Origin of the sequence: Corallococcus sp. Z5C101001, from assembly GCF_007352635.1 — a bacterium.
In the GTDB taxonomy this organism is placed as follows: Bacteria; Myxococcota; Myxococcia; order Myxococcales; family Myxococcaceae; genus Corallococcus; species Corallococcus silvisoli.
Genome location: NZ_VKLU01000010.1, coordinates 87,790 through 111,202, shown reverse-complemented (window position 1 = coordinate 111,202; position 23,413 = coordinate 87,790). Strand labels below are relative to the sequence as shown.

Sequence of the window (23,413 nt, the reverse complement as noted above, 5' to 3'; positions counted from 1 at the left end):
CTCCCGGGGATTCCAGGATCGGCGGGAAGGGCACTAGCATGCCGTTCCCATGAGTTCGCCTCGCTACCAGTCACTCGGACCCCTCCTCGCCGGAGAGGGCTCGCGTGCCTTCCTCGGACTGGCGCTGGAGGATGGCGCCACGCCCCGCCCCGTGGTGCTCATCTGGGCACCGCCTGAGATTGCCCAGAGCCCGGAGCTGGTGGCGCGCCTGGAGCGCGAGACGAACCGCGCCATCGTCTTCGAGCACCCGAACATCCTGCGCGTCCACGGCCTGGAGAAGCTGGACGGTGGGCTGGCGCGCGTCACCGAGTTCGCGGATGGCGAGCCGCTGCGCCGCGTGCTGGAGGCGCACCCGCGCATGTCGCCCGCGTTCGCGGCGCTGGTGGTGGCGGACGCGGCGATGGGCCTGCACTACGCGCACGTGGCGGGCAACGACGACGGTTCGCCCCTGGTGCACGGAGACATCCGCCCCGAGACGCTGATGGTGTCCTTCAGCGGCTTCACGAAGGTGACGGGCTACGGGGCGCTCTCCGTGGCGCCCCGCGAGCGCGGTGGCAAGCGGGTGAAGAACCGGCGCGCGTACACGTCCCCGGAGCAGCTGCTGGGCGGGCGCGAGGCCGTCAACGTGCAGTCGGACGTGTTCCTGCTGGGGCTCACGCTGCACGAGTGCCTGACGGGGAAGATGCCGTTCAAGGAGTCGGCGGATCCGGACAAGGCGGTGCTCAACCGCGCCCTCCCGCCGATGCCGTCCGACGTGCCGCTCAAGCTGGATGCCGTCGTGCGCCGCGCGACGACCAAGCGCGCCCTGGAGCGCTACCCGTCCGCGCTCGCGTTCCGCGAGGCCGTGGTGGATGCCCTGGGCAAGCTGCCGACGCACGAGTCCTTCGCGGAGCATCTGGCGAAGCTGTTCCCGCCGGAGAGCGATGCGCGGGCGGCACGGCGCAAGACGATTGAGCTGGGCATCGCGGATGCGCTGGCGAAGGCCGGGATGCCCCCGCCGCAGATCGCGGAGATCATCGCCCAGGGCGCGGGGCTCGCGGAGCCCGTGAAGAGCCGGGTGCCGGAGATTTCGACGGCTGGGGCGGCGCCCACGCAGGCGGCGAGCCCGCAGGCTCCGGCGTCCGTGACGGCGGCTGGCTCCGCGCAGGCGGCGGCTTCGAGCGCGCAGGCAGCGGGCTCGGCGCGGACGGCGCAGAGCGCCCAGGTTTCCGGCGCGGCACAGGCGGCGGCTCCGGGCACGCAGGCTTCGGGCTCCGCGCAGGCGGCGACCTCGGGCATGCAGGGCTCGGGCTCCGCGCGGGCGGCGGCTCCGGGCTCGCAGGTTTCGGGCTCCGCGCAGGCCGCTCCGAGTGCCCAGGCTTCGGGCGCGCAGGCCGCGGGCTCAACGCAAGCGGCGGCTCCGGGCTCGCAAGGCTCGGGCTCCGCGCAGGCCGCTCCGAGTGCCCAGCCTTCGGGCTCCACGGGCACTCAGGGCACGGGGGCCACGAGCGCTCCGTCCGCCACCGCTTCCGCGGACGCGCGGCCCGCGGGTCCCATCTTCGGCGGGGCCGCGAGCCCCACCCCGCAGGTGGCGGAGAAGAAGCCCTCCCGTTCCTGGGTGCCCTTCGTGGTAGGCGGCTTCGCGCTGACGCTCGGGGCGGGCGCGGTGGTCATCCAGCGCCAGCTCCAGGGCACCATGACCGTGGAGACGCTGGACGCGGGCGTGCCCGCGGTCGTGGCGGCGCCCTTCGACGCGGGCGTCGAGGACGCGGGCATCCTCGCGGATGCGGGCGTGGACGCGGGCCCGGTGATGGGCATGCTGGACCTGACCGTGGATCCCCGCGTGGAGGTCACGCTCAACGGCGCGCTGCTGGGCCGCACGCCGCTGTCCGCGCCGCTGCCGCCGGGCCGGCACCTGCTCACCTTCACCAACGGCGCGCTGGGCATCTCCGTGTCGCGCACGGTGACGGTGGCCCCCGTGGGCCGCTCCGCCTTCCAGTTCTTCCTCAACAAGGCCTTCGTCAACGTACGCGGCCCCGCCGGCGCGAACGTCTCCATCGACGGGAAGCCCGTGGGCGTCGTCCCGGTCGAGGAACTGGACGTCTACGAGGGCTATCACCGGCTGAACGTCACCGTGGGCCCGTCGCACTGGCAGAAGACCTTCACCATCGAGCCCGGCCAGCGCGTCAACTTCGACGTGGACTTCCAAGCCCCTCCTGAGAGCGCGGAAGACTAGCTCTCAGTGGAGGCGGCGCCCGCGGCTCGCCCCGGTCGCCGCCCTCACTTCGGGAGCGGTTCCCGCACTTGCTCCAGCTCGAGGGTATCGATCTGGGCCAGCAGGCTCCGCGCGGCCTGACACGCGGGGTCCTCCAGCCCATACTTGCAGGAGCGCCCCAGCACCTCGCGCGCCTTCTTCATGTCTCGCGGCATGAGCTTGCCCTGCACGAGGTTGAGGCCGTGGATGGAGCATCCCCACGGGTCTCCCTGTGCGCACGTCTTCTCGAAGGTCCTCGCGGCACAGGACAGCACCTTGTCGTCGGATTCTTGCTCGACCTGGAGCCCCGCGGCCCGGTTCGAACAGCCCGAGCTCACCCCCAGCGCACAGGAGCGGTAGAAGAGCGGCTCCGCCCACTTCGCGGTGGCGGCGTCGTTCTGAAGGGCCAGGGCGAGGGCGTAGCAGGCCGTGGCATCCGACTCGAAACACTGCCTCGCGCACTTGGAGAGCCGCGCGTCGCAGTAGGTCGTGAAGTCCTTGAGCTTCGCCTGTCGCGCGGAAACAACATCCGCGGGGCACCCCTCGCGCTCGGCGACGCTCGCGCGGGTCCGCACGAAGTCGACCGCCTGCGCGCGGTCCTCCTCTGGCGTCAAGGGACGCTGGCAAGCGCCGACTAACACCAGCATCGCCGTGAGGGACACCCATCGAAACATGACTCGCCCACCCGTTCAGTCCGTACGCCCCCTCTCCCTAGCTGAACTTCGGTAGCTGCGTCACGCGAGTCGAAGCCCCCCCTGCGCAGGGGGGGCGTCAGGTCACTTCGTTTCGTCAACGACGCGCATCTGCATTTCATTCATGCGGCCCCCGTGCACTTCGAGCTTCGACAGCGCCGCGTGGATCTCACGCAGGTCCGCGGGCGTCAGCTGCACACCGACCGCCGCCAGGTTCTCCTCCAGATGGTTCAGGCTGCGCGTGCCTGGAATCGGAACGATCCACGGCTTCTGCGCGAGGAGCCACGCGAGGGAGAGCTGGGCGGGAGTGGCGTGCATCCTCGCTGCGAAGCTCTTGAGAAAATCGACGAACGGGGCGTTGGCCGCCAGGTTCTCGGGGCTGAAGCGATCAAACCCAGACCGAAGGTCCGTTTTGGGATCGAGCTTTGTCTGCGCATTCAGGGTCCCGGGCAGATACCCCATCCCGAGCGGACCCCACGGAACGAAGCCGATCCCCAGCTCCTCGCACGCGGCGAGAACGCCGTTTCGTTCGGGTGCTCGCTCCATGATCGAGTATTCGGTCTGGACCGCGGTCACCGGCTGAACGGCATGCGCCCGGCGGATCGTCCGCGCGCTCGCCTCGGAGAGACCGAAGTGCAGGACCTTTCCCTCGGCGATCAGTTCCTTGATTGCCCCCGCCACGTCCTCGATGGGCACACTCGGATCCACCCGGTGCTGGTAGTAGAGATCGATGCGGTCCGTCCTGAGTCGCTTGAGCGAACCCTCGACGACCTTCTTGATGTGCTCCGGGCGGCTGTTCAGCCCAGGGGGACCCTCCAGGTTGAAGCCGAACTTGGTCGCGATCACGACCTGGTCTCGAATGGGCGCGAGCGCCTCTCCGACAAGGTCCTCGCTCGTGTATGGGCCGTAGACCTCGGCCGTATCGAAGAACGTGACGCCCCGCGCATGGGCTGAACGAATGACCTCGATGCCTTGGCTTCTGTCGGCGGGCGGGCCGTAGTTGGCACTGATGCTCATGCATCCATGCCCCAGCTCCGAGACCTCGAGGCTGCCGAGCTTTCGCATCTTCATCTTGCTCTCCCTTCCACGCGGCCCGCGGGTGTCTTCCTTGGGCTGACTGGGTGATGTGGCGCACGCCACCGAGCCGACAGCCAGCCCTGCCCCGACAAGGGCGCTGCTCGCCAGGAAGTCACGGCGACTGAGGGCTGGGCGCTCTTGAGGGTTCGATCCAGCTGTCTGCTTGTTCGCTTTCATCGAGAGTCCCTTTCGTTGTCGCGCGGCCCGGCACTGCCAAGGCCAGGGGGCGCGCTGAAGCGACACCCCTGGAATAAGCCCCGACACCGCAACGGACCAGATGCCCTCGGACAAACGGGCCGTTAAGCCCTTCTCGACAATCGGACTCGACACCCGCGGTAGCGTTGTGGGCCTCCGCGACGACGGACGCGGTCATCGAAGGCGGGGCACGGATGAGCACGGTTCCATTCCCACAGCTTCAGGCGTTCCTGACCGTGGCGCGCCACCAGAGCTTCAGCAGCGCGGCGAGCGAGCTGCGCGTCTCCAAGTCCGCCGTCAGCCAGGCAGTGAGGCAGCTCGAAGAGCAGCTGCGCGTGGTGCTGCTGACGCGCACGACGCGCAGCGTGGCCCTGACCGATGCGGGAAGACGCCTCGTCGAGGAGGCAGGCCCGGGGCTCCGCCAGTTGCAGGCAGCCCTGACCACCGCATCCGCCCAGCCAGGCGAGGCGGTGGGCCGGCTGCGACTGTCCACCCCTGGGATGGCGATGCCCTTCGTCATCGCGCCCGTGCTCCCCTCCTTCCGCGAGCGGCACCCGCGCGTGGAGGTGGAGGTTGTCGTCGAGGACCGCTTCGTGGACATCGTGGCGGAGGGCTACGACGCGGGCGTGCGGCTGACCGAGGCCATCGAACGCGACATGGTGCAGGTGCGTCTCACCGGTGCCTTCCGCTTCGTGGTGGTCGGCGCCCCCAGCTACCTCGAGCGCCACGGCACGCCCCAGAAACCCGGGGACCTCCTGCACCACGATTGCATCACCTACCGCTCCCAGACGAACGGGACGATCTACGCCTGGGAGCTGGAGCGCGGCCGCAAGAACTGGCGCGTGCCGGTGCGAGGAGGCGTCATCACCAACGACGGCCAGGCAATGCTGTCCCTGGCCGAGGCAGGGACCGGGCTCACGTACGCATTCGAACCCATGGTGCAGGAGCAACTGCGCACCGGACGGCTGAAGGTGGTGCTCGAGGCCTATGCACCCTCCGTTCCCGGATTCTTCCTCTACTTCCCCAGTCGTGCGCAGCGCTCCGGGCCGCTGCGCCTCTTCGTCGAGGCGGCTCGCGAGCTCGCGATCAAGTCCGTGTGACGGAGTCACGAACCCAGCTGGCGCGATGCCTCAATCCAGCGTCCCGCACTCGGCGATCCGCTGAACCCGGAGCGCGGCCAGCCGCTCCAGTGGGGCCGCCGCCTCGGGCCCCTCCAGCATCGACACCGCGCGGGCGACCGCATCCAGGGTGGACATCCCCGCCGGGTGCGAGGGGTCTCTCAGCCGGAGCATTCCAGGCTCGGGCGCGGGCAACACCAGACGGGGGAGCCCCCGAAGCAAGGGGAGCCGCTGGGTCATCCTGCGGGCCTGTGACCAGCTCGCATCCAGCACCACCAGCTGCCTCGGCGCGGGAGCGTCTGGCGGCGCGAGGGGCCCGTCCGGGTAGAGCAGCCAGGTGCCCGCCTCCGACAACCGCGCGGTGTCGAGGAACTCCACCGGGGAGCCGTAGGTGAGCAGCTGGACGTTCGTGAGGGTCAGCGCGGCCAGCCGCCCGGTGTTGCTCTTCTTCCCGCCCTCCATCACGTGCTGGAGGAGGAGGAACCGGGTCCGCGTCTCCACCCGGGGGATCTCGGCACACAGGCACAGGTGCACCGGGAGGTTGCACTGCTGACAGCGGGGGCGGCGGTAGACGCGGTGAGACATCTCCATCGCTTGTAACCCAAAGGCGCGGTGGACGGTCACTTCGCCGGAGCAGGCTCCGGGGCCTTCACCGTGACGACCGAGACCTTCCCCTTGTCCTGCTGAAGGGTGTGCGTGCTGCCGATCGCGAAGCGCTGGAACTCCTCCAGGGTCTCCGGCGTGTACGCGACTGGCGGATGGCCTTCGCCCTGGAAGGCCACGGTGTACTTCGCGCCGCGTGAGTTGCGTTCCTTCTCACCCTTGGGCAACGCCCTGGCGGGGCGAAGCTCCGCGTCCGAGGGCCAGCGTGTCTCCAGCGTGGTGCCGCTCGCCTTCACGGTCCTCTCGAAGGTCCAGTTCCACTCCTTCCACGCGTACCACTGCGCGTCGCGCGACACGGTCCGGTAGCGGGGCTCCTGCCGCGAGAGCCGCACGTCGACGTAACGCGGCTCCTTGCGCGTCTTCGTCACCGAGCAATAGCGGGTCGTGCAGCGCCTCCCGCCGCCGGTACACGTGGTCTTGCACGTGGCGAAGCCGTTCCGGTTGCTCGTGCAGTTCTCCTTGCACGTCTCGGGCGTGGTGGAGCAGTCCTCGCCGCAGGCTTCCTTCTCCCGGTAGGTCTCGGTGGTGTACCCGGACTGACGCTGCTCCGTGTAATAGACGGTCTCGTAGCCGTCTGGCACCTGGTCGTCGTGGTGGTGGCGCCGGCCCTGGGCTCGAACCTGGAGGGCGCCCTCCGGCCGGTCCTCGGCGAAGCCCTCGTGGTCGACCAGGTGGTAGCGCTCCACGGTCACGGTGTGCTCCCAGGCGACCTCCTTCACCTGGAGCGCCCGCGTCCACTCCGGCCCGGCCGGGACAACCTGCTCGGAGATCGCCGCAGCGGACGGCGCAGGGGCGTTCCAGGCGCCGATCCCGAAGGGACAGCAACACCCGAAGAACACCACGACCAGCAGCGCGTAACCGCACCCGCGCCGGAACGACGATTGCGTCTTCTGCCCCGCGGCCGGAGCCGGAGAGGCGCCCTCGCTCGCGGGCGCTGCGGCACCGCAGTTCCGGCAGCTGCCGTCGAAGGCCCGCTGGTCGCTGTCGCAGTAGGCGCAGCGCCAGTTCGGTCCAGCGGTGGCCATTCGCAGGAGCGCCGCGTCGGTCACGGTCACGGCGGAGGCCGTGTCCTCCGGCATCTCGTACTGCTCGCTGCCGTCCTTCGCGTTCTTGCAGAACTGGCACACCGTATGGCGACCGAGGTTGCGGTGGGTGCAGTTCGTGCACCGCCAGAACATCTCAATCTGCCGCTCCGACATCCGTGTTCCCCCTCTGGAACAGGCACTGACTGCCGAGCCCTATACCATGTTCCACCCGCGCCGCCCGGATGCGGAGACTCCGGGCGGCGTCCGTCGTGGAGCGGGGACCGTCACACGCAGGGGCGCGGCGGCCCCGAGCGCTTGGACTACGGGTTCTGCGGCTCCTGCGGGCCAGGGAGGCAGTCCGCCGTGCACCAGCCCACCTCGTGGAAGTCGCAGAGGCCGTCACCGCACGTCTGGCTCCCGCAGTCCGCCAGGCAGGTGGCCACCGTCTCGCCGCCATTGCAGATGCCGTCGCCGCACCAGGTGGAGGGGCCACAATCCGACGGGCACGTGGCGTGGGTCTCACCGTTGTTGCACCAGCCGTCCCCACAATAGGCAAGCGGGGTGCAGTCTTCGGCGCAGGTGTCGATGGACTCTCCATGGGCGGCGTCACAGAAGCCGTCACCACAGATGAAGGCACACGGCAGACAATTGAACGGGCCCACGCCCCCACACGGACATTCGGTCCCGAGCGCGGCCTCATCCTGCGCCAGCGCGGCGGAGTCCACGTCCATGTTGCCGCACGCGGCGAACAGCCCCAATGACAACCCAGCCAACATCACCACCAGACGCACTTTCACGGGAGACTCCTGGTTGGAGAGACCCATTGTGATAGCACAGCCTGTTTAAGCAGTTAAACCATCCTACCCGCCCTACCACGCCCAGGCTGAAAACCAGGCGTGGCGGGCCATCGTGCGTCCCCGCTCAGTCGTAGCGGCTGGTCAGCTTCAGCATCCACTCGCGAAGCCGGCCATTGCCCACGCCGGACGGGTTGACCACGTGCAGCTTCCACAGGCCGTTGATGGTGCCGTCGCGAGGAATGCCTCGCGTCACCGGGATGCGCTTGGGCGGCGTGCCTTCGTTCGGCCCGTCCCACAGCAGCGCCGTCTCACCGCCTGGATCCTCCAGCGTCAGCACCAGCTTGGACGGGTTGTTGTGCACCAGGTCCAGCTCCACGGTGATGTCCTCCGGCACCGTCGCCTGCCCCACCACCGACTGCCACGACGACTGCGGCGTCGTGTTGCCATGCAACGCCAGGTCCGAGTACGCCGTGAACTCACCCGACATCCACGCCGGCCGGCACCAGCCCTCCGTCGCGCCCGACGCCAGTCCGTGGCACGTCAGCCCCGCCTGACACGGCACGAACAGCGAGCACGCCGCGCTGTCCCCCGGCAGGCTCGCCGTCGTCACACAGCGGCCGTACGGGCTGGAGGCGTCGCCTGGGATGCCCTCGCACGCGAGCCCTGACTGGCAGGTCGTCGCGCCCGTGCACGGGTCCCCCTCCGCCCCCTGCCGCGTCGCCGTCTTGAGGTTCTGGAGCGACGTGCCATCCACGCCCGGCAGCCGCCCCAGCTTCAGGATGTGGAGGAACGGCCGCGCCGCCACCACCGCGTTCGCCGCCACAGCCGACAGGCCGTAGGTCGTCTGCAACGCCCCCACCGACTGCGCGTTCACCACCGCCAGCGCCCGGCGTGCCTCGGCCACGTTGAACGGCACCCCCTGGAACGTCCCCACCGCCCCGTCCACCGGCAGCTCCACCCGGCCCGTGCCCCGCGCGTACATCTCCAGCAAGGAGAGCGCCACCGGCCCCACCTGGTTCAGCGCGGCCACCTGCTCGATAGAGACGAACCGCCGGTCGTCCCCCGTGTGCAGCACGCCGTCCGGGCCCTCGCGCCAGTCGATGATGCTCTGCGCCGCCTGCGAGTTCAGCGGCACCTGCGTGTCCAGCACGGAGAACGTCGTGGACGGATCATTGAGGAACGACACCACGCCGTTGCCGGCGGGCGTGCCCGTGGCCAGTTCCTGCCCCTGGGCGGCCAGCGCGGGCACGGCGTTGTCCGACACCGCGGCGGCGCCGCAGCTCAGGAGGAATGGAATCGAGGAAAACGACAGAAAACGACGGAGTCTGGAGGTCATGCCCTCCATGTACTCCATGGCGCGCTCCCTGTCGGCGACCGGTCAGGTCCTGTCCTGATAGAGGGCGATGACGCCGTGCACCTGATCCGTGACGTGCTGGAGGCTGTCGGCCGCGGCGTGGGTGGCCTCCACCCGCGCGACCGACGCCTGCATCAGCTCCGTCAGGTCCGACACGGCGTTGAAGATCTGCGACACGCCCGCGGACTGCTGGCTCACCGACGCCGAGATCTGGCGCACGGCGTCCGCGTTGCCCTGCACCAGCCCGGACAGCATGCGCAGCCGGTCTCCGGAGGCGCGGATGGTCTCGATGCTCCGCCCCATGCGCTCGCCGCCCTGACGGGTGAGGTCCACCACGCCCTGGATGCGCGAGCGCGTGTCATCCAGCACGGCGCGCACCTGCTGCGTCGCCGTCACGGACTGGGACGCGAGCCCCCGGATCTCCCGCGCCACCACCGCGAAGCCTCGCCCCGCCTCCCCCACCCGGGCCGCCTCGATGGCGGCGTTGATGGCGAGCACGTTGGACTGGTCCGCCAGGTCCTGCACCGTCCGGGTGATGCCGGCGATCCGCTCCGTGTACGCCGCGAGCGCCTGGACGCGCTCGGAGAGGTCCGTCGCCTGCGCACGCAGGTCCGCCAGTCCCTCCACGCTCCGGCCCATGGCCTCCTCCACCGCCGCGCCCACGTCCCCGGCCTCCTCCGTGCTCCTCAGCACCTTCGTCGCCTGCGCGGAGGCCAGCAGCGACGTCTGGCGGATCTCCTCCGCCGTCACGCGCGTCTCCTCCAGCGCCCGCGCCTGCCGGGCCAGCTCGTGGCGCTGCTCACCCGTGGACTCCGACAGCGTCCGCATGGAGTCGCGCAGCGCATCCGCGGACCCCACCAGCGGCCGGACCACCCGCTCCTCCACCGCCTGCCGCGACAGCTCCAGCTGCGCCTCCCGCTCCGACGCCGAGCGGAGATCCCGCTGGCCCTGGACACAGGAGACAATGAGGAAGAAGTCCTCGAAGGCCACCCACGCCAGGTGCTCCATCCACCGCCAGGACTCCCGCGCGTGCATGCCGAAGATGGACTCCGGCCAGAAGGCGCCTCGCAGGAAGAGGTCCGCCCCCACCACGCCGCTGAAGGTCAGCAGCACCCTCCAATCCCGGTAGATGGCGAGCAGCGCCAGCGAACCGAAGATGTGGAAATGCGTCTCGATGCGTCCCCCCGTCAGGTGGACGAGCAGCCCGGACATCATCGCCTGCCCCACCGCGATGATGTGCCGCGTGGACTCACGTCCGGGGCGCGCCAGCGCGAGCACCACCGGCGGCCCACCGAAGAGGAGCCCCAGCCCCACCGCCACCTCGACGTGGAAGTGGACCGCGCTCTCCAATCCCTCCCAGGCCCGGGGAGACACGGTGAGCGCCGCGATGATGCCCGCCAGCCATTGCAACACCATCAGGACCACGAAGGTCCGGTCCGTGCGCCGGCCCAATGTCAGACACTGCTCCTCGAAGAGCTGGCGCGACCGCGCGGACACATCGGCTTCGGACAGTTGGATTCTCATCGCGGGGTTTCACCGGAGGAACGCGGGGGCGCCGTCAGCGCACGACCCAGGACGGGGACGGAGGATGCCGGGGCCGAAGCCCACGGCGCGTGGATGGCCCGGGCCGCCCACGACAACCCCGTCGGCGCGAGCCCTCCACCGCTCGACCACGGCAGGGCCCTGCGCCAGAGCGCGATGTGTTTCAGACCCGCTTCAAGGGGCGCCCGGGCCGGGGCATCCCTGGGGCCTCGCGCGACAACCGGGGCGGCCATTCGCCGCCATGCTGGTGAGTTCCCGTGTCATTGGCAATCCGGAAACAAGCAGGCGGGGATGGACAAACGCCAAACTCGAATAGCAATCAACTCCGGAACCTGACGTGAGACAGGAGAGAACATGCGACATCCCCCTGGATAGCCCGGAGATTCAGCGTCCTCACGCGCCAGGATGGCGAACCCCGGGAGGCGCCTTGCTTCAGCCATGGGCCTCGCGCCACTCCAGGGCCGACTCCGCTTCTTGCGCCGGGAAGCGAAGCAGCGGGAGCAGTTGCTCGCGGATGAGCGGCTCCCAGCCCAGCCGCTCCGAGAGCGCCCACCCCGTCGCCAGGAGCAGGCGGCCTTCATGCGCGTCGCGCGGGAGGCGGCGGACCACCTCCTCCGCCACGCGCTCCGCGGTCCTCAGCTCCTGCTCGCGGAGCACCGCCGGGGCCAGCGCCTTCCAGGCCTCCACGGTGTGCGCGAGGCCCGCGTCCCTGGCGTCCGCCACCGGGTCCGCCACCACCAGGTTCGGATGCGCCGACTCCGACAGGCGCTGCCGCTCGCACACGGCGCGCAGCGCACGCCGCGCGCCACTCACCCCGGAGATGACGCAGATGGCGCCGCACCCCAGCGCCTCCAGCTGCGCGAGGCCGTAGGACTCGTAGAGCGACTGCCCCAGGGACACCTCCGTGGCCCGGTGCAGGTCGTCCCGCGTGAAGTCCAGCCCCTCGGGCCACGTGGGCTGGTTCACCAGCGCGATGTGCACGCCGGTGTCCTTCGCGTTGAACGCCTCCACCCTCGCCTTCACGCTCCGCAGGTTGTCGGACGGCTCCGCCTCGTTCCATTCCGTCACCATCACCAGCAGCGCGGGCTTCCGCTCCGGCGGCAACAACGTGGCCAGGTGCTCGCAGACGTCCACGTCCCGCCACAGGCCCTTGCAGACCTCGTCCCGGGCGATGTGCGTGAGCAACAGCCGGAAGTCCTTCCCCCAGTGCTTGCGCGCATGGCGCAGCACCCGCGCCCGAGCCGCCTCCTTCGCGTCCCAGCCCGTCTCGATCGGCCGATGCCCGTGGGGCACCACCGTCACCGGGTGGAGCGCGTAGCGCGTGTCCAGGAAGCGCAGCTCGTCCGCCACGGACGCGCTCACCGCGCCCACCCGGTCGCACAGGTGGCCGTTGCGGAGGATCTGGAAGCTGGGCCACGCGCCAACCGGATACACCTCGTCGAGCGTGCGGCCCGCCTCCAGGCCCAGGCGCTGGATGTTGTAGTAGCGCGCGTCGGACGCGCCCTGCCCCTGCTCGCCGGACTCCACGAGCGCCCGGGGCGTGCGCACCTCGCCCGCGTAATACACCGTGCGGCACCAGTCCCGTCCGTCCAATAGCGCCTTGTACGCGAGCGGCAGCGACAGGTGCTCCTGCGCCAGGAGGACCGTCCCCGCCCCGTCCCTGGACCGCAGCCGCTCCAGCGCGTCGAAGACGGGCTCCGCGAGCGTGACGGCCAGCATCGCGTCGTGATCCAACGGCGGCGCATCCACGAGGCCATGGTGCACCGCGCGCCGGAACAGCCGGTTCACCCACGGTGCCGCTCCCAGCCGCGTCCCGTGGCGCTGGCGCCAGACGCGCGACAGCATCCGCCACGGCGCCGGACGCCGCCCCCGGCAGTCGAACACGAGGTCCACCCCGAGCAGGGTGTGCAGCCGCGCCAGGAACCGGGGCAGCGTCCCCATCCGCACCCGGTGGCCCCGGAGCACGTCGGTGACGTCCACGAGCAGCACCTCCACCGGCCCGCCCGGAGCGTCGCGCCGGCCGTAGACGAACGACACGTCGTGCTTCTCCTCCAGCGGACGGAAGACGCGCGTCCACCGCTCCGGGTTGTGGCGCCGCAGGCCGCTATAGAACACCTCGCCGTGCGCCTCCAGGTCGTGAACGAGCGACGCCTCCGACGCGTAGCTCCCCGGCCCGCACGGACGCACCGCCGGGCTCACCAGCAGCGTGCGCGGGAAGGCCTGGCGGTACTCGGGCGCCGCCAGCAGGTGCTCCAGCACCACGCCCATCCCGCCGCGCGTGCGCGTGGCCTCGTGGGAGAGATGCACGAGCAGATCTCCCCGAGCCCCCAGGTCCACCGTGCTCATGGCGCCACCGTCCAGACCCGCTCGCACAGCCCCCTGCCCGCCCCCAACCGCCGCGCGTGCGCCTCCACCGCGGGCAGCGTCAGCGGCTCCAGCTGGCTTGCGTAGAACGACAGCCCCCGCAGCTTCGCGGGCCACAGCGCCGTCACGTCCAGACACCGGGGCGACAGCCCGAGCGCCCACGCGTAGTCCACGATTTCATCCTCGGGCGGGTGCGCGGAGTACGGCAGGTCCTCGTAGTAGACGACGCCCCGGTCGCCGCGCAGCGCGCGCACCGCGTCGCGCACCAGCAGGTGGTCCACATGGCTGGAGATGCCCAGCGGCACGTAGCAGACCGCCTCCGGGGACACGCAGGCCAGCACCTCCTCCAGCGCCAACCGGAGGCGCGTGGCCAGCGCCGCCAGGGCCTCCTCCGGCTCCGGCGCGCCCCCCGGCGGCGAGCGCAGGCTCGTGTCCCGGAAGCCCAGGTGCACGAGGTCCGCGCCGTGCGCCCGGGCGAACCGCCGGTCCTCGCCCATCCGCAGCGACGACACCTGCAGCGCTCGCGACGGGTCCACCGGCAGCTCGAACTCCCAACAGCTCTGCGAGAAGACCGTGACGAGCGTGGGCACGACGCCTCGGGGCACGCCCAAGAGGCTCGCGTACGCGCCCAGCGCCACGTCATCCGGATGCGGTGAGAAGAACACGTGCTCCGGCCCGCCCTCGTCCCGCCGCCGCCACGCGCGCTCAGACACGGGCGCCTCCCACTCGCGCCGACGTGGACCTCGCGTCCAGCGGCGAGGCGCACAGGTCGCCCTTGAGCATCGCGAAGCCCAGGAGGACGGTGCGCCCGCCACCGTTGACCACCGTGCGCCGGAGCGCCCACCCTGGCGCTTCCCGTCCGCGCGGCGGCCTCTCCAAGAAGCGGCCCGCGGTGCGGAGGAACGGCTGCGACAGGAGCACACGCTGGGCGGTGGCCTCGTGGCGTTGGGACAGCCCCTCCAGCGGGTGGCGCGACGCGGAGCCCCCGAGACGCTCCAGGTTGAAGAAGCCTGGCGTGGCACGGTGCGCGCCGCGCCGCCACGCGAAGGCCTTCCGCGGGCTGGGCGTCCCGGCCCCCGAGCCCTCCACGCGCGGCGGCCGGAGGTCCATGGCGCGTGGTGTCCGCCTCCGGATGAGGCCCTCGCGCCTTGAAGGGAACGGCCTGGCGTGGGGGGACGGGACCGGAGTCCTGGACGCGGCGTCGGGCATGGGATGTCGGGTCGTCATGGGTGGGATTCAGGCTGAGACGTGTCGCAGATTACGGGTGGGCTCTGACATGCCCGGACCCGTCCCGACCTGGACCCGCGTCCAATGCCTCTCAATTCCAGCCACCTCCCAGGTCACCTGGCACACCCGTCATGGAGGCCGTGGCGGCGGCGTCCAGGAGCGGTCCGTCCGGCGGGAGACACCGGCTGTCTCCACTCGGAAAATGGATTCATTCGCGCGGGGCGTTCGGCACACTCCGAGACATCCGGAGGCCCGGCTGTACGGGTGGAGACAACCCTTGCGACGCGGGGGCCGGTGCCTTGACGGAGGCCCCGCCGCTCGCGCTCCAATCCCTGTCATGCCTCCGCCCCCGACACGTCTGCTCATCGCGGTGCTGCTGGCCGGAACCTGCGCCTGCGCGCGCGCGCCCGTTTCGAGTGACAGCGACGCCCGGACGCTCCTGCGGATGGAGGCGATGCGCCCGGCCGTGCCCCTGGGCCCGGCGGCGCGGGTGGAGCAGCGCGTGCGTCCCACGGGCCTGCGCTTCGACGTGATGCCAGAGCGCGCCCGCGTGTTCGTGGATGGCCGGGCGGTGGGACTGGCACGTCAGCTGGGGACGCTCCTTCCCCTGGCGCCGGGCGTCCATCAGGTGAGCGTCCAGTTGGAGGGCCATGCCACGTGGCGGGCCGAGGTGATGGTGGGCGACCGGCCCGAGCCTATCGAGGTGACCTTGACCGCGTCGCGGTGAGACGCGGCCCTTCGGGATGTGAAGCGCGGCGCCATTCAACGGGGGAGGAGACCGGCGTGAAGCTGCCAAGGAAGAAGGGCCGGCTGTTCCGGTTGCCGTTCGCGGATGCACCGGAGTCGCGCGCGCGGCTGTGGAAGAGCATGACGGAGCACGGGCTGTTCGTTCCCGAGGATGCGCCACAGCCCATCGGAACGGAGTTCCCGCTCCAGGTCGCCTTCCAGGGCGCCGGGCCCGCGGTCTCCGGCCGCGTCCGGGTGATGGAGCACGGCGTGTCCGGCTGGGTGCGCGGCTACTTCGTCAAGTTCGTCGCGCTGGACGAAGGCAGCCTCCCGCTTCCGCTGAGCCCTCGCGGCGCGCCGCCGAGCACACCGCCCGGGGCGCCGCCCTCCGACCCACCCGGGCCCGTGGCCCCGGGGAGCGAGGGCCCCTGGCGCGAGGAGCCGACGCCGGTGGGCATCCGGCCCCGTTCGACGGCGGACGCCACGTCGGCGTTGAACGACTACTCGCACCTGGAGCTGTTGCACGCGCGCGACCCGGAGGCATGGCAGGGCGGCCTGAGGCCGTTCGACGCGTTCGGCCCGTACCAGCTTCTCAAGCGCCTGGGGACGGGCGGCATGGCGGAGGTCCTCCTCGCGCGGCGCACCATGGCCGAGGGCGTGGACAAGCTGGTGGCGCTCAAGCTGGTGTTCCAGGAGTACGCGCGCCACCCGCGCCTGTCGGAGCTGTTCCTCACCGAGGCGCGCCTGAGCGCCACGCTGCAACACCCCAACGTCATCCAGGTGTTCGACGTGGGGAGCGCCGCGGGCCGGCCGTTCATGGCCATGGAGTACGTGCACGGCCGCAACGGCGCGGACCTCCTCCAGCGGCTCCAGGACCGCGGGAGGCAGCCCCCCGTGGCGCTCGCGGTGAGCATCGCCATCGAGCTGGGCAAGGCGCTGGAGTATCTGCACGGGCAGCGCGACCTGGACGGGCGCCCGCTGCACCTGGTGCACCGCGACGTCAGCCCGGGCAACCTCCTCATCGGGCTGCACGGCGAGGTGAAGCTGGTGGACATGGGGGTGGCGTCGGCCAGCATCGCCAGCGGCAATGATCTGCTGGTGGTGGGGAAGCGCGCGTACATGGCGCCCGAACAGGCGGCGGGGGGACGCCCGGAGCCCGCCTGGGACATCCACGGCATGGGGCTGGTGCTCCACGAGCTGCTCACCCTGCACCGCGCCTCCGAGGGGCCTCCCGGAAAGGAGACCGCGCCCGCGGGGGTCCTGAAGCCGTCCCACTTCAATCCGCAGGTGACGCCGGAGCTGGAGCGACTGGTGCAGTGGGCCACCGCGCCGGAGCCCTCGGGCCGGGCGCCCAGCGCCAAGGTGCTGCGGCAGGCGCTGGAGCGCGTGCGGAGCACCCTGCCCCCCTTCGACCTGGAGCAGACGCTGCGCGAGCTGTTCGGCGAAGCGCTGGACCGGTCGCAGCGGGAGACGGAGACGCTGATCGGCATCGCGCGGGGCAAGGACCGGCCCCACGCCTTCCCGCGCTACCACCGGTGGCTCGATGCCGCGGCGAAGCGGATTCCGGGGGCGGTGAAGCTGGCGGCCTCGCGTCACGTGCGTGCGCTGCGCTGGGGCGCGCTGGCGCTCACCCTCCTCTTCGCGACCGGTGGGGCGCTGCTGTGGCCGCTGCATGCGAGGGAGCGGGAGGTGGCCGGGCATCTGCTGCGCGCGGATCAGCTCATCGCGGTGGCGAAGCTGTCGGGCTCGGGCGAGGACACGGCGCTGGCCCAGTTGCAGGCGGCCCGGGCGCTCCGGCCCGAGGACCCGCGCGTGCGCACGCGGCTGGCGGCGCTGGCGGATGCCTTTGAACGGCTGGCGGCGGAGGCCACGCAGCGGGGCGACGTGGCGGAGGCGATGGCGCACCTGCGCGGCGCGCTCGAGGCCGCGCCCGAGCGGAGCGCGCCACGGATGCGGCTCCGGTTCCTGGAGGGCGAGGTGCGCCGGGCGCCCTCCGGATGGAGGGGGCGATGAGCGAGCGCGTGCGGCGCTGCAAGGCTCCGGTCCGGGGCATCACGCGCCCGCGCTGCTCCCGGAAGAAGGTGCCACGAGCGCGACGAGGGCCTTGGGCCGGACTGTGGAGGATGGTGAGGCTCCGGCTCGGGGCGACGCTCCAGGCCTCCCGGCGACCTCGCGGGGCCTTCATGGGGTTGGTCCTGCTGTTGACCGTCGCGGGTTGCACCCGGACCTCGGAGGGCGAGGGCGTGTCCGAGGCCGCGTCGCGGGAGCTGGCCGCCATCGTGGCCACCTGCGCGGCGGCCCAGGGGCCCGTGGACACGATGCGCACGACGAGCGCGTACTGGGAGCCGTTCGAGGCGGGGGCCACCTTCCGCGCCGGGGACTGGGTGCGCACCGGGCCGGGGGCCTTCGTGCGCATCGAACTTCGGGGAGGCGGCCGCATCGAACTGGAGGAGCTCACCGTGGTGGTGGTGGAGCGCCCTGCCCCGGAGGAAGGGGGCGGTTCGGTGGTGACGCTGGAATCGGGGAGCACCTGGGGCGTCCTTGCCGAGGATGCGCAGAGGAGCGGCCCGCTGGTGCTTCGGGGGGACGACGGACGGCAGGTGACGCTCACGGCGGGGGCGCACACCGGGCCCACGGAGTTCCGCGTCACCCGCACCCCGCGCGGCATGCGTCTGAGCGTGTCCCGAGGCCGGCTGGTGCTGTCGGAGGGCGGGAATCGCCGCACGCTCGACGCGGGCGGCTGGCTGGACGTGAGCCGCGGGTTGGAGGACTCCGAACCCGACGGCCCGCCCTTCCCCGCGAGCCTCTCACCGGGCGTGGACGCGCGGATCGCGTGGAGCCCGGAGCTGCGCATCCCGCTGACCTGGAAGGCGCTGGACGGCGCGAAGGGCTACCAGGTGCAGGTGGCGCGCGACCTGGGGTTCACCCGACGCGTCATCGACATGCGGGTGGAGGAGCCGGGCTTCATGTTCATCCCGCCGGAGCCCGGCATGTTCGCCTGGCGCGTGGCCGCGGTGGATGCCTCCGGACAACCGGGGGAGTCTGGCTTCGCGCGCCGGATCTTCGTGGACCGCAAGCGACCGCGCGCCATGCTCGTCGCCCCTCGCGACGGCTACGAGACGCCGGATGCGACGGCCGCCGAGGAGATCGTCTTCGCGTGGCAGTCCACCGGTGGAGCGCCGCGCTACCGGCTGGTCGTCGCGCGCGACCGCGAGCTGCGCCACCCGGTGCTCGTGCGCGAGGGCAGTCCGCAGCAAGTGGTCCTGCCCGGGCTCGCCCCCGGTGAATACTACTGGGGCGTGTACGTGGCGGAAGATCCGCCGGTGCCGCTGTTCCAGAAGGCGCGGAAGCTCGTGGTGCCCGAGACGTCCGTGGCGCCCGCCGCAGTGGCGCGCTAAGGGCCGCTGACAAGACCTCGCCCTGGCGGGGGTGCTCAGCGCGCGCGGATCGCGAACCACCTCGCCGCGGCGCGCGTGATGTCCTCGGGATTGGGAGTCGCATCGCTTGCCCACGCGACGAACCCATCCGGACGCACGAGCAGCGCACTCAGTCCAAGGCGCTCCTTGGCGTCCTGGGCCACGTATCTGACCTGGTCGCCCCAAAGGCCCCCCAGCGCGTGGAGCGACGCCTGCCGGCCGAAGTCCAACAGCAGACCCTGACCATCTCGGAGCAGCGCGCCGAGCCTCGCTCCATCCTCCAGCTCGAAGTCCGGGCAGCTGCGGCCCACCAGCGGGTGTTCATCGCCGAGCTCGTAGCGCAGGGCCGCCCCCCAGACGCGTTCAGCGAAGTAGGTCGCGCCGTCGCGCGTGTCGATCAGGTCGCGCAGGATGGCTTCGAGCGCACGGGAATGTCGGCTGGGCCGCATCAGCGCCACTTGGGCCCGCGACCAATCGAGGATGCGCGCCCCGACCGGATGCCGCTCCGTGGTGTAGCTGTCGAGCAAGCCCTCGGGGGCATCGCCTCGAATGGTCGCGGCAAGCTTCCACCCGAGGTTCATCGCGTCTCCAAGTCCGAGGTTCAAACCTTGTCCGCCGAGCGGTGAATGAATGTGCGCGGCGTCGCCCGCCAGCAGCACCCGTCCCTTGCGGTAGGTCGTCGCCTGGTACGCGCGGTCGGTCCATGTCGTGGCGCCGTGCAACGCCTTGACGGTCACGTCCGTGCAGGACACGCGCCGCAAGACGGCTTGCACGTGCTCGAGCGTGACCGGTTGGGTGCGATGGAACGCGCCGCCGTCGAAGTCGGCCATCGCGATCACCCCTGGCTGCCCCTGGTTGTACATCCCGGTCTGCGTGTAATGACGGCCCGGGCGGAGCATCTCGGGGTCGGCGAGTTCGACCTGGACCGAGTAGCCCGTGAACTCAGGCTCGGTCCCGACGAACTCGAAGCCACCCTGCTTGCGGACGGTGCTGCGGCCGCCGTCGCAACCCACGAGCCACCGCGCGCGAACGCGCTGCTCGCCAGCATGGACGGTGACTTCATCGTCCGAGGACTCGAAGCCTTCGACCCCCTGGCCGCGCTGGAGCTCCACTCCGACGGAGAGTGCATGAGCCGCGAGGACGCGCTCGAGGTGCTCCGTTTCGATCCCCAATTGGGTGTCCGCCGGGCTCGGGAGCCGGTACGTCCACCGCGACGCGTCGATGTTGCCGTAGTCGAACGCGATGCCCGCGAAGTGTCCGGCCGGCCCGCGGAGCTGCGCTCCGGACGCCATGGAGCCAGGTCCCGGCTGGCCCGGGGCCCTCTCATCGGCGCGACGTCTCGACGCAAGCTGTTCCAGCAGTCCGCGCCGGTAGAAGGCGTCGACGCTGGGGCCCCAGAGTCCTCTCCTTCCAAACGGGAGCCGCTTCAGGGGTGAGTGCGGATCCTCCGCCTGTTCCAGCACCAGCACGGAGAGCTTCGCGAGCCGCAGCTCGCACGCGAGGAACAGGCCGACCGGGCCGGCACCTGCGATGATCACGTCGTAGACCATGGGGCCCTGCTCTTTCTTGTGAGCCACCCAAGGATATGGAGTGACTCCAAGTTTTGTGTCAACCCAAGTGGCAGCCCGGCGATTCATCGACACGGATGCTCTCGCGGCTGCCAGGCATCCAGGGAGCGCCGCGCTGAAGCTCCGCGACCGTCCTCGCGCGCCCTATGATGCGCGGGTCGAACCCAGCCGTCCGCCGCGAGGCTCCGGCGCCCTTCCGCAGCAGGTGAACCCATGTCCGTGGTCCTTGGAGTCGTCGCAGGCACCGCCGCTCTCGTGGCCGGCCTGCGGTGGTGGTTGATGAACCGCGAGGGCTCGCCCCGCACGACCGAGCCCTTCGACGGACACATCCACCGGGTCGGCAAGGCGGTCATCGCCGAGCGGCGCTGCGAGCAGCCCCGCGCCACGGTCATCGCCATGCACGGCTTCGTGGCGGACATGCGTTACTTCACGCGCCACTACAGCGCGCCGGACGTCCAGCTCATCCTGCTGACGAGCTGTGACTACCACCTGCCCATCACCGGCTCTCGGGAGCAGCCCGCGCCCTGGGCGAAGGTGCCGGCCGAGCCCGAGGGAACCATCGCCCATGACGCGGCCGTGCTGGTGCAGGCGCTGGAGCACCTGCCGAGGACGGACCTCGTGCGGGTGCATGGGCATTCGCGAGGAGGCGCCGTGGTCCTGGAGGCCGCGAAGCAGCGGCCAGAGTTGTTCGAGCGGGTGGAGGTGGTGCTGGAGGCGCCCGTCCTGCCCCAGGGGCGCCCCTACAGGAGCCTGACGCGGCCGCAGGTGTGGCTGTTGCCCTTCCTCATCCCCCTGTGGCGGCTCGCGCCCATCGCACGGCACAACCGGGGGGCGTGGGGACCGCTGGAGGATTCGCGCAAGCGCGAGCTCATCATGGCCTTCCCCTTCAACCCGAAGCGGGTGGCGACCCTGATGGCCAACCTGCTGGACATCGACGCCTGGAGTCAGGGGCGGGATGCGTCCCTGTTCCAGAACGTGCGGCGCGGCACGGTGCTGGTTCCAGGGAAGGACCGGGTGCTGGAGTCGTCCTCCATGCACGCGAGCGCCCGGCTCGCCGGGCCTGGAGTCGAGGTGGTGACCCTGGAGGGCTGCAGCCACTTCGTCCTGTGGGACCGTCCCGACGCGATGCCCGCGTTGGGCCTCCCGGTGGCGCATCCCACCGGGAACGGCTGAGCGGTCGCCGCCGGGGCCGCGAGGCTAGGCGCTCTTGCGCCGCCGCATCATCGCCTCGTACGAGCGGCCCACGCCCTGCGAGAGGATGAGCAGTTCGCCCACGTCCGGCGGGGTGAGCTGGTCGGGTCCGTTGTCCACGTAGAGCAGGTGCACGACCTTGCCGCGCACGAGCAGCGGGAGGATGACCGCCGTCGTGGGGAAGCCACCGCCCAGCAGCCGGTAGAACATGCCCATCGCCGCGTCCCGCTTCACCGGGCCCACGTAGTGCGAGCGCAGATCGCGCACGAGACGGAAGGTGCTCTGGTCGCGCAGCGGGACGCCAATGCGGCGGACGCCTTCGTCGTTCACGCCCTGCCCCATGCCGTGCCAGCCCGTCACGAGGTTGCCTTGCACCGACAACAGCAGGCACCGGCGCCACTTGCCCAGCGCGAAGCGCAGCACCGTGCGAGCCACGTCCTCGCGGTCCGAGCTGCGCGCCAGCTCCGCCTGGGCCTCCGGGAACGTGAGCGGGGTCGCGGGAGGCGCCACATGCGCGGACCCACCCAGCGCCCGGCCTTGGGGCGCCGTGCGAGCGCGAGCTCCCGGCACACCCGCCTGCGCGGGCGCTCCCGGCACACCCGCCTGAGCCGCCATGTGCACGGGGACGCCTGGCACGCTTGCCTGAGCCGCGACATGCGCGGGCACGCCTGGAGCATCCGCCTGAGCTGCCGCGTGCGAGGCCCCACCCAGCGCACCCGCCTGAGCCGCGACGTGCGCAGGCACTCCCGGCGCACCCGCCTGAGCCGCGACATGCGCGGGCGCTCCCGCCTGAGCCGCGACGTGCGCAGGCGCTCCTGGCACACCCGCCTGAGCCGCCACGTGCGAGACCCCACCCAGCACACCGGCTTGAGCCGCGACGTGCGCAGGCGCTCCTGGCGCACCCGCCTGAGCCGCCACGTGCGCGGGCACTCCCGGCGCGCTGGCGCCCTGCCCCACCGTGCTCGTAGCCGCGGCGCGGGCCGCCTGCGCGGGCATGCCCTGCACCGGAACGGGCGGAGCCACATGCGCGGGGATGTCCACGCGCGGTGACACGGGCCTCTGGCCCACGGGGGACTGCGCGGGCGCTCCGGAACGCGGCTGCGCCGCAGGATGAGCGGGCAGCGCGGCAGGCGCCTCCTGCACCTCCTCGCCCGTGATGATGAGCTCCCCCTCCAGCACGTCCGCGTCGGTCTCCGAACCACCGCGCAGCGCCTGCGCGTAGACGGACTGGAACTCCTCCTCGCTCATCAGGTCGGGAGGCCGCTCCTGCGCCTTCGCCAGCTCCGCCGCCGCGCCCTTCGCCGGCCGCGCCTGGACCGCGTTCATGTCGATGGCGCGCAGCTGCCGGAACGCCTTCGCGTACCGCCGCAGCAGCTGGTTCATCCGGAACTCGGGGATGACCACCGGCACCACCCGCTTGCCCGTCTTGAACGCGATGGCGTCCAACGTCGGGAAGTCGTGCGGGTTCACCACCGCGACGCTCAACCGCGTCGCGTCCGAACGCATTGGCAGGAACTCCTTGTCGTCCGCCTCGCTCAGGTTCACCAGCGCCACGGCCTTCGGGTCGGGAACCATCTCACCGGACGCGTAGGCGCAGTTGTGGAGCCGGCCCAACACCTTCGCCAGGTCCTGCTCGGACAGCAGCCCCAGCTCCACCAGGTTCGTTCCCAGCCGACCGCCGTGCACGACCTGCGACTCCAGCGCCTCCTCCAGCGCCTCCGCCGACACCAGGCCGTCCTTCACGAGCAGTTCACCCAGGCGCATGGGGCCCGCTTGTAGCCATGCCCCCTCACCCTCCGCAAGCATCCGGCCAGGCCCGCTCGCCCCCTCTAGTCCTCTGGGTGATGGCTCAAGCCCACCCGGTTGCCCTCCGGGTCGCGCACGTAGAGCGTCCAGCGCGTCTCATGCTCCAGCGGCACCCCCACACGGGCCAAGGTCTCCACCACCCCACCTCGGGCCTCGCGCGGAATTCGGAACACCAACATCAACAGACCCGGCGCCGGATGGCGGAACGGCACCGGCTCCGGCAACCCCTCCACCGCTTCAATGGCCAGGAAGGCCCCCCCGGGGACGGCGACCCAGATGCTCCGCAGGGTGCCGTCCTCGCGCAGGTGGCGCTTGAGCTCAGGAAAGCCCAGCAGGTCCCGATAGAACGTGGTCACCCGCTCCACGTCGTTCGCTTGAATCGCCACATGGTGGAAGCCCTGAACGTCCTTCATGGCGTT

At 71.3% G+C, this 23,413-nt stretch carries 19 protein-coding genes; 6 read left to right on the top strand and 13 right to left on the bottom strand.

Annotated features, from left to right (window positions below; translation table 11 throughout):
• Window positions 1–49 precede the first annotated feature (49 nt).
• Complete coding sequence (locus tag FOF48_RS22815) at window positions 50–2,215, top strand: serine/threonine-protein kinase (RefSeq protein ID WP_143904886.1); 2,166 nt, start codon at window positions 50–52, stop codon at window positions 2,213–2,215.
• 44 nt (window positions 2,216–2,259) lie between these two features.
• Here FOF48_RS22815 and FOF48_RS22810 read toward each other — a convergent pair whose 3' ends face one another.
• A complete protein-coding gene (locus tag FOF48_RS22810; RefSeq protein WP_143904885.1) occupies window positions 2,260–2,907 on the bottom strand; it encodes a hypothetical protein in 648 nt (215 codons plus the stop codon).
• Window positions 2,908–3,009: 102 nt separating this feature from the next.
• Window positions 3,010–4,179 carry an aldo/keto reductase gene (locus FOF48_RS22805; RefSeq protein WP_143904884.1) on the bottom strand — a complete coding sequence of 390 codons (1,170 nt, stop codon included), beginning with the start codon at window positions 4,177–4,179 and terminating at the stop codon, window positions 3,010–3,012.
• Window positions 4,180–4,391: 212 nt separating this feature from the next.
• On the opposite strand from FOF48_RS22805, the gene FOF48_RS22800 reads away from it, so the two are divergent.
• Complete coding sequence (locus FOF48_RS22800) at window positions 4,392–5,297, top strand: LysR family transcriptional regulator (protein ID WP_143904883.1); 906 nt, start codon at window positions 4,392–4,394, stop codon at window positions 5,295–5,297.
• Between the two features lie 30 nt (window positions 5,298–5,327).
• Here FOF48_RS22800 and FOF48_RS22795 read toward each other — a convergent pair whose 3' ends face one another.
• The 8 genes from FOF48_RS22795 to FOF48_RS36550 all read right to left on the bottom strand — a co-directional run bounded on the left by FOF48_RS22795 (window position 5,328) and on the right by FOF48_RS36550 (window position 14,170).
• A complete protein-coding gene (locus FOF48_RS22795; protein WP_143905113.1) occupies window positions 5,328–5,900 on the bottom strand; it encodes a tRNA-uridine aminocarboxypropyltransferase in 573 nt (190 codons plus the stop codon).
• Window positions 5,901–5,935: 35 nt separating this feature from the next.
• The gene (locus FOF48_RS22790) at window positions 5,936–7,177 is read right to left on the bottom strand and encodes a hypothetical protein (protein WP_143904882.1); all 1,242 of its coding nucleotides are present in this window, start codon (window positions 7,175–7,177) and stop codon (window positions 5,936–5,938) included.
• 146 nt (window positions 7,178–7,323) lie between these two features.
• The gene (locus tag FOF48_RS22785; protein WP_143904881.1) at window positions 7,324–7,800 is read right to left on the bottom strand and encodes a tenascin-X; all 477 of its coding nucleotides are present in this window, start codon (window positions 7,798–7,800) and stop codon (window positions 7,324–7,326) included.
• Between the two features lie 124 nt (window positions 7,801–7,924).
• Window positions 7,925–9,136 (bottom strand): proprotein convertase P-domain-containing protein, encoded by a 1,212-nt coding sequence (locus FOF48_RS22780; protein ID WP_143904880.1) that lies wholly within the window; start codon window positions 9,134–9,136, stop codon window positions 7,925–7,927.
• A gap of 42 nt (window positions 9,137–9,178) precedes the next feature.
• Window positions 9,179–10,678, bottom strand: coding sequence for a methyl-accepting chemotaxis protein (locus tag FOF48_RS22775; protein WP_143904879.1), 1,500 nt, complete (start codon window positions 10,676–10,678; stop codon window positions 9,179–9,181).
• Between the two features lie 450 nt (window positions 10,679–11,128).
• The gene (locus FOF48_RS22770) at window positions 11,129–13,042 is read right to left on the bottom strand and encodes a hypothetical protein (RefSeq protein ID WP_143904878.1); all 1,914 of its coding nucleotides are present in this window, start codon (window positions 13,040–13,042) and stop codon (window positions 11,129–11,131) included.
• Entirely contained in the window at window positions 13,039–13,773 is a 735-nt protein-coding gene (locus FOF48_RS36555; RefSeq protein ID WP_186002035.1) for a PIG-L deacetylase family protein, read from the bottom strand. Before FOF48_RS36555 ends, FOF48_RS22770 begins: the two co-directional genes overlap by 4 nt.
• A complete protein-coding gene (locus FOF48_RS36550; RefSeq protein WP_186002034.1) occupies window positions 13,766–14,170 on the bottom strand; it encodes a hypothetical protein in 405 nt (134 codons plus the stop codon). Before FOF48_RS36550 ends, FOF48_RS36555 begins: the two co-directional genes overlap by 8 nt.
• A gap of 454 nt (window positions 14,171–14,624) precedes the next feature.
• On the opposite strand from FOF48_RS36550, the gene FOF48_RS36545 reads away from it, so the two are divergent.
• The 3 genes from FOF48_RS36545 to FOF48_RS22750 all read left to right on the top strand — a co-directional run bounded on the left by FOF48_RS36545 (window position 14,625) and on the right by FOF48_RS22750 (window position 18,411).
• Window positions 14,625–15,014, top strand: a complete 390-nt coding sequence (locus tag FOF48_RS36545; RefSeq protein WP_186002033.1) for a PEGA domain-containing protein — start codon at window positions 14,625–14,627, stop codon at window positions 15,012–15,014.
• A gap of 56 nt (window positions 15,015–15,070) precedes the next feature.
• Window positions 15,071–17,026, top strand: a complete 1,956-nt coding sequence (locus FOF48_RS22755) for a serine/threonine-protein kinase (protein WP_143904875.1) — start codon at window positions 15,071–15,073, stop codon at window positions 17,024–17,026.
• Window positions 17,027–17,196: 170 nt separating this feature from the next.
• Window positions 17,197–18,411 (top strand): FecR domain-containing protein, encoded by a 1,215-nt coding sequence (locus FOF48_RS22750; protein WP_143904874.1) that lies wholly within the window; start codon window positions 17,197–17,199, stop codon window positions 18,409–18,411.
• Window positions 18,412–18,446: 35 nt separating this feature from the next.
• Here the strand turns inward: FOF48_RS22750 and FOF48_RS22745 are convergent, their stop codons facing one another.
• Window positions 18,447–19,979, bottom strand: a complete 1,533-nt coding sequence (locus tag FOF48_RS22745; RefSeq protein ID WP_143904873.1) for an FAD-dependent monooxygenase — start codon at window positions 19,977–19,979, stop codon at window positions 18,447–18,449.
• A gap of 231 nt (window positions 19,980–20,210) precedes the next feature.
• On the opposite strand from FOF48_RS22745, the gene FOF48_RS22740 reads away from it, so the two are divergent.
• Window positions 20,211–21,170, top strand: coding sequence for an alpha/beta fold hydrolase (locus FOF48_RS22740; RefSeq protein WP_143904872.1), 960 nt, complete (start codon window positions 20,211–20,213; stop codon window positions 21,168–21,170).
• A 24-nt stretch (window positions 21,171–21,194) separates the two neighbouring features.
• Here FOF48_RS22740 and FOF48_RS22735 read toward each other — a convergent pair whose 3' ends face one another.
• Together FOF48_RS22735 and FOF48_RS22730 are read right to left on the bottom strand one after the other, a co-directional pair.
• Entirely contained in the window at window positions 21,195–22,952 is a 1,758-nt protein-coding gene (locus tag FOF48_RS22735; protein WP_143904871.1) for a general secretion pathway protein GspE, read from the bottom strand.
• A 65-nt stretch (window positions 22,953–23,017) separates the two neighbouring features.
• Window positions 23,018–23,407: a VOC family protein gene (locus FOF48_RS22730; protein WP_143904870.1), complete on the bottom strand. Its 390-nt coding sequence runs from the start codon at window positions 23,405–23,407 to the stop codon at window positions 23,018–23,020.
• Window positions 23,408–23,413 lie beyond the last annotated feature (6 nt).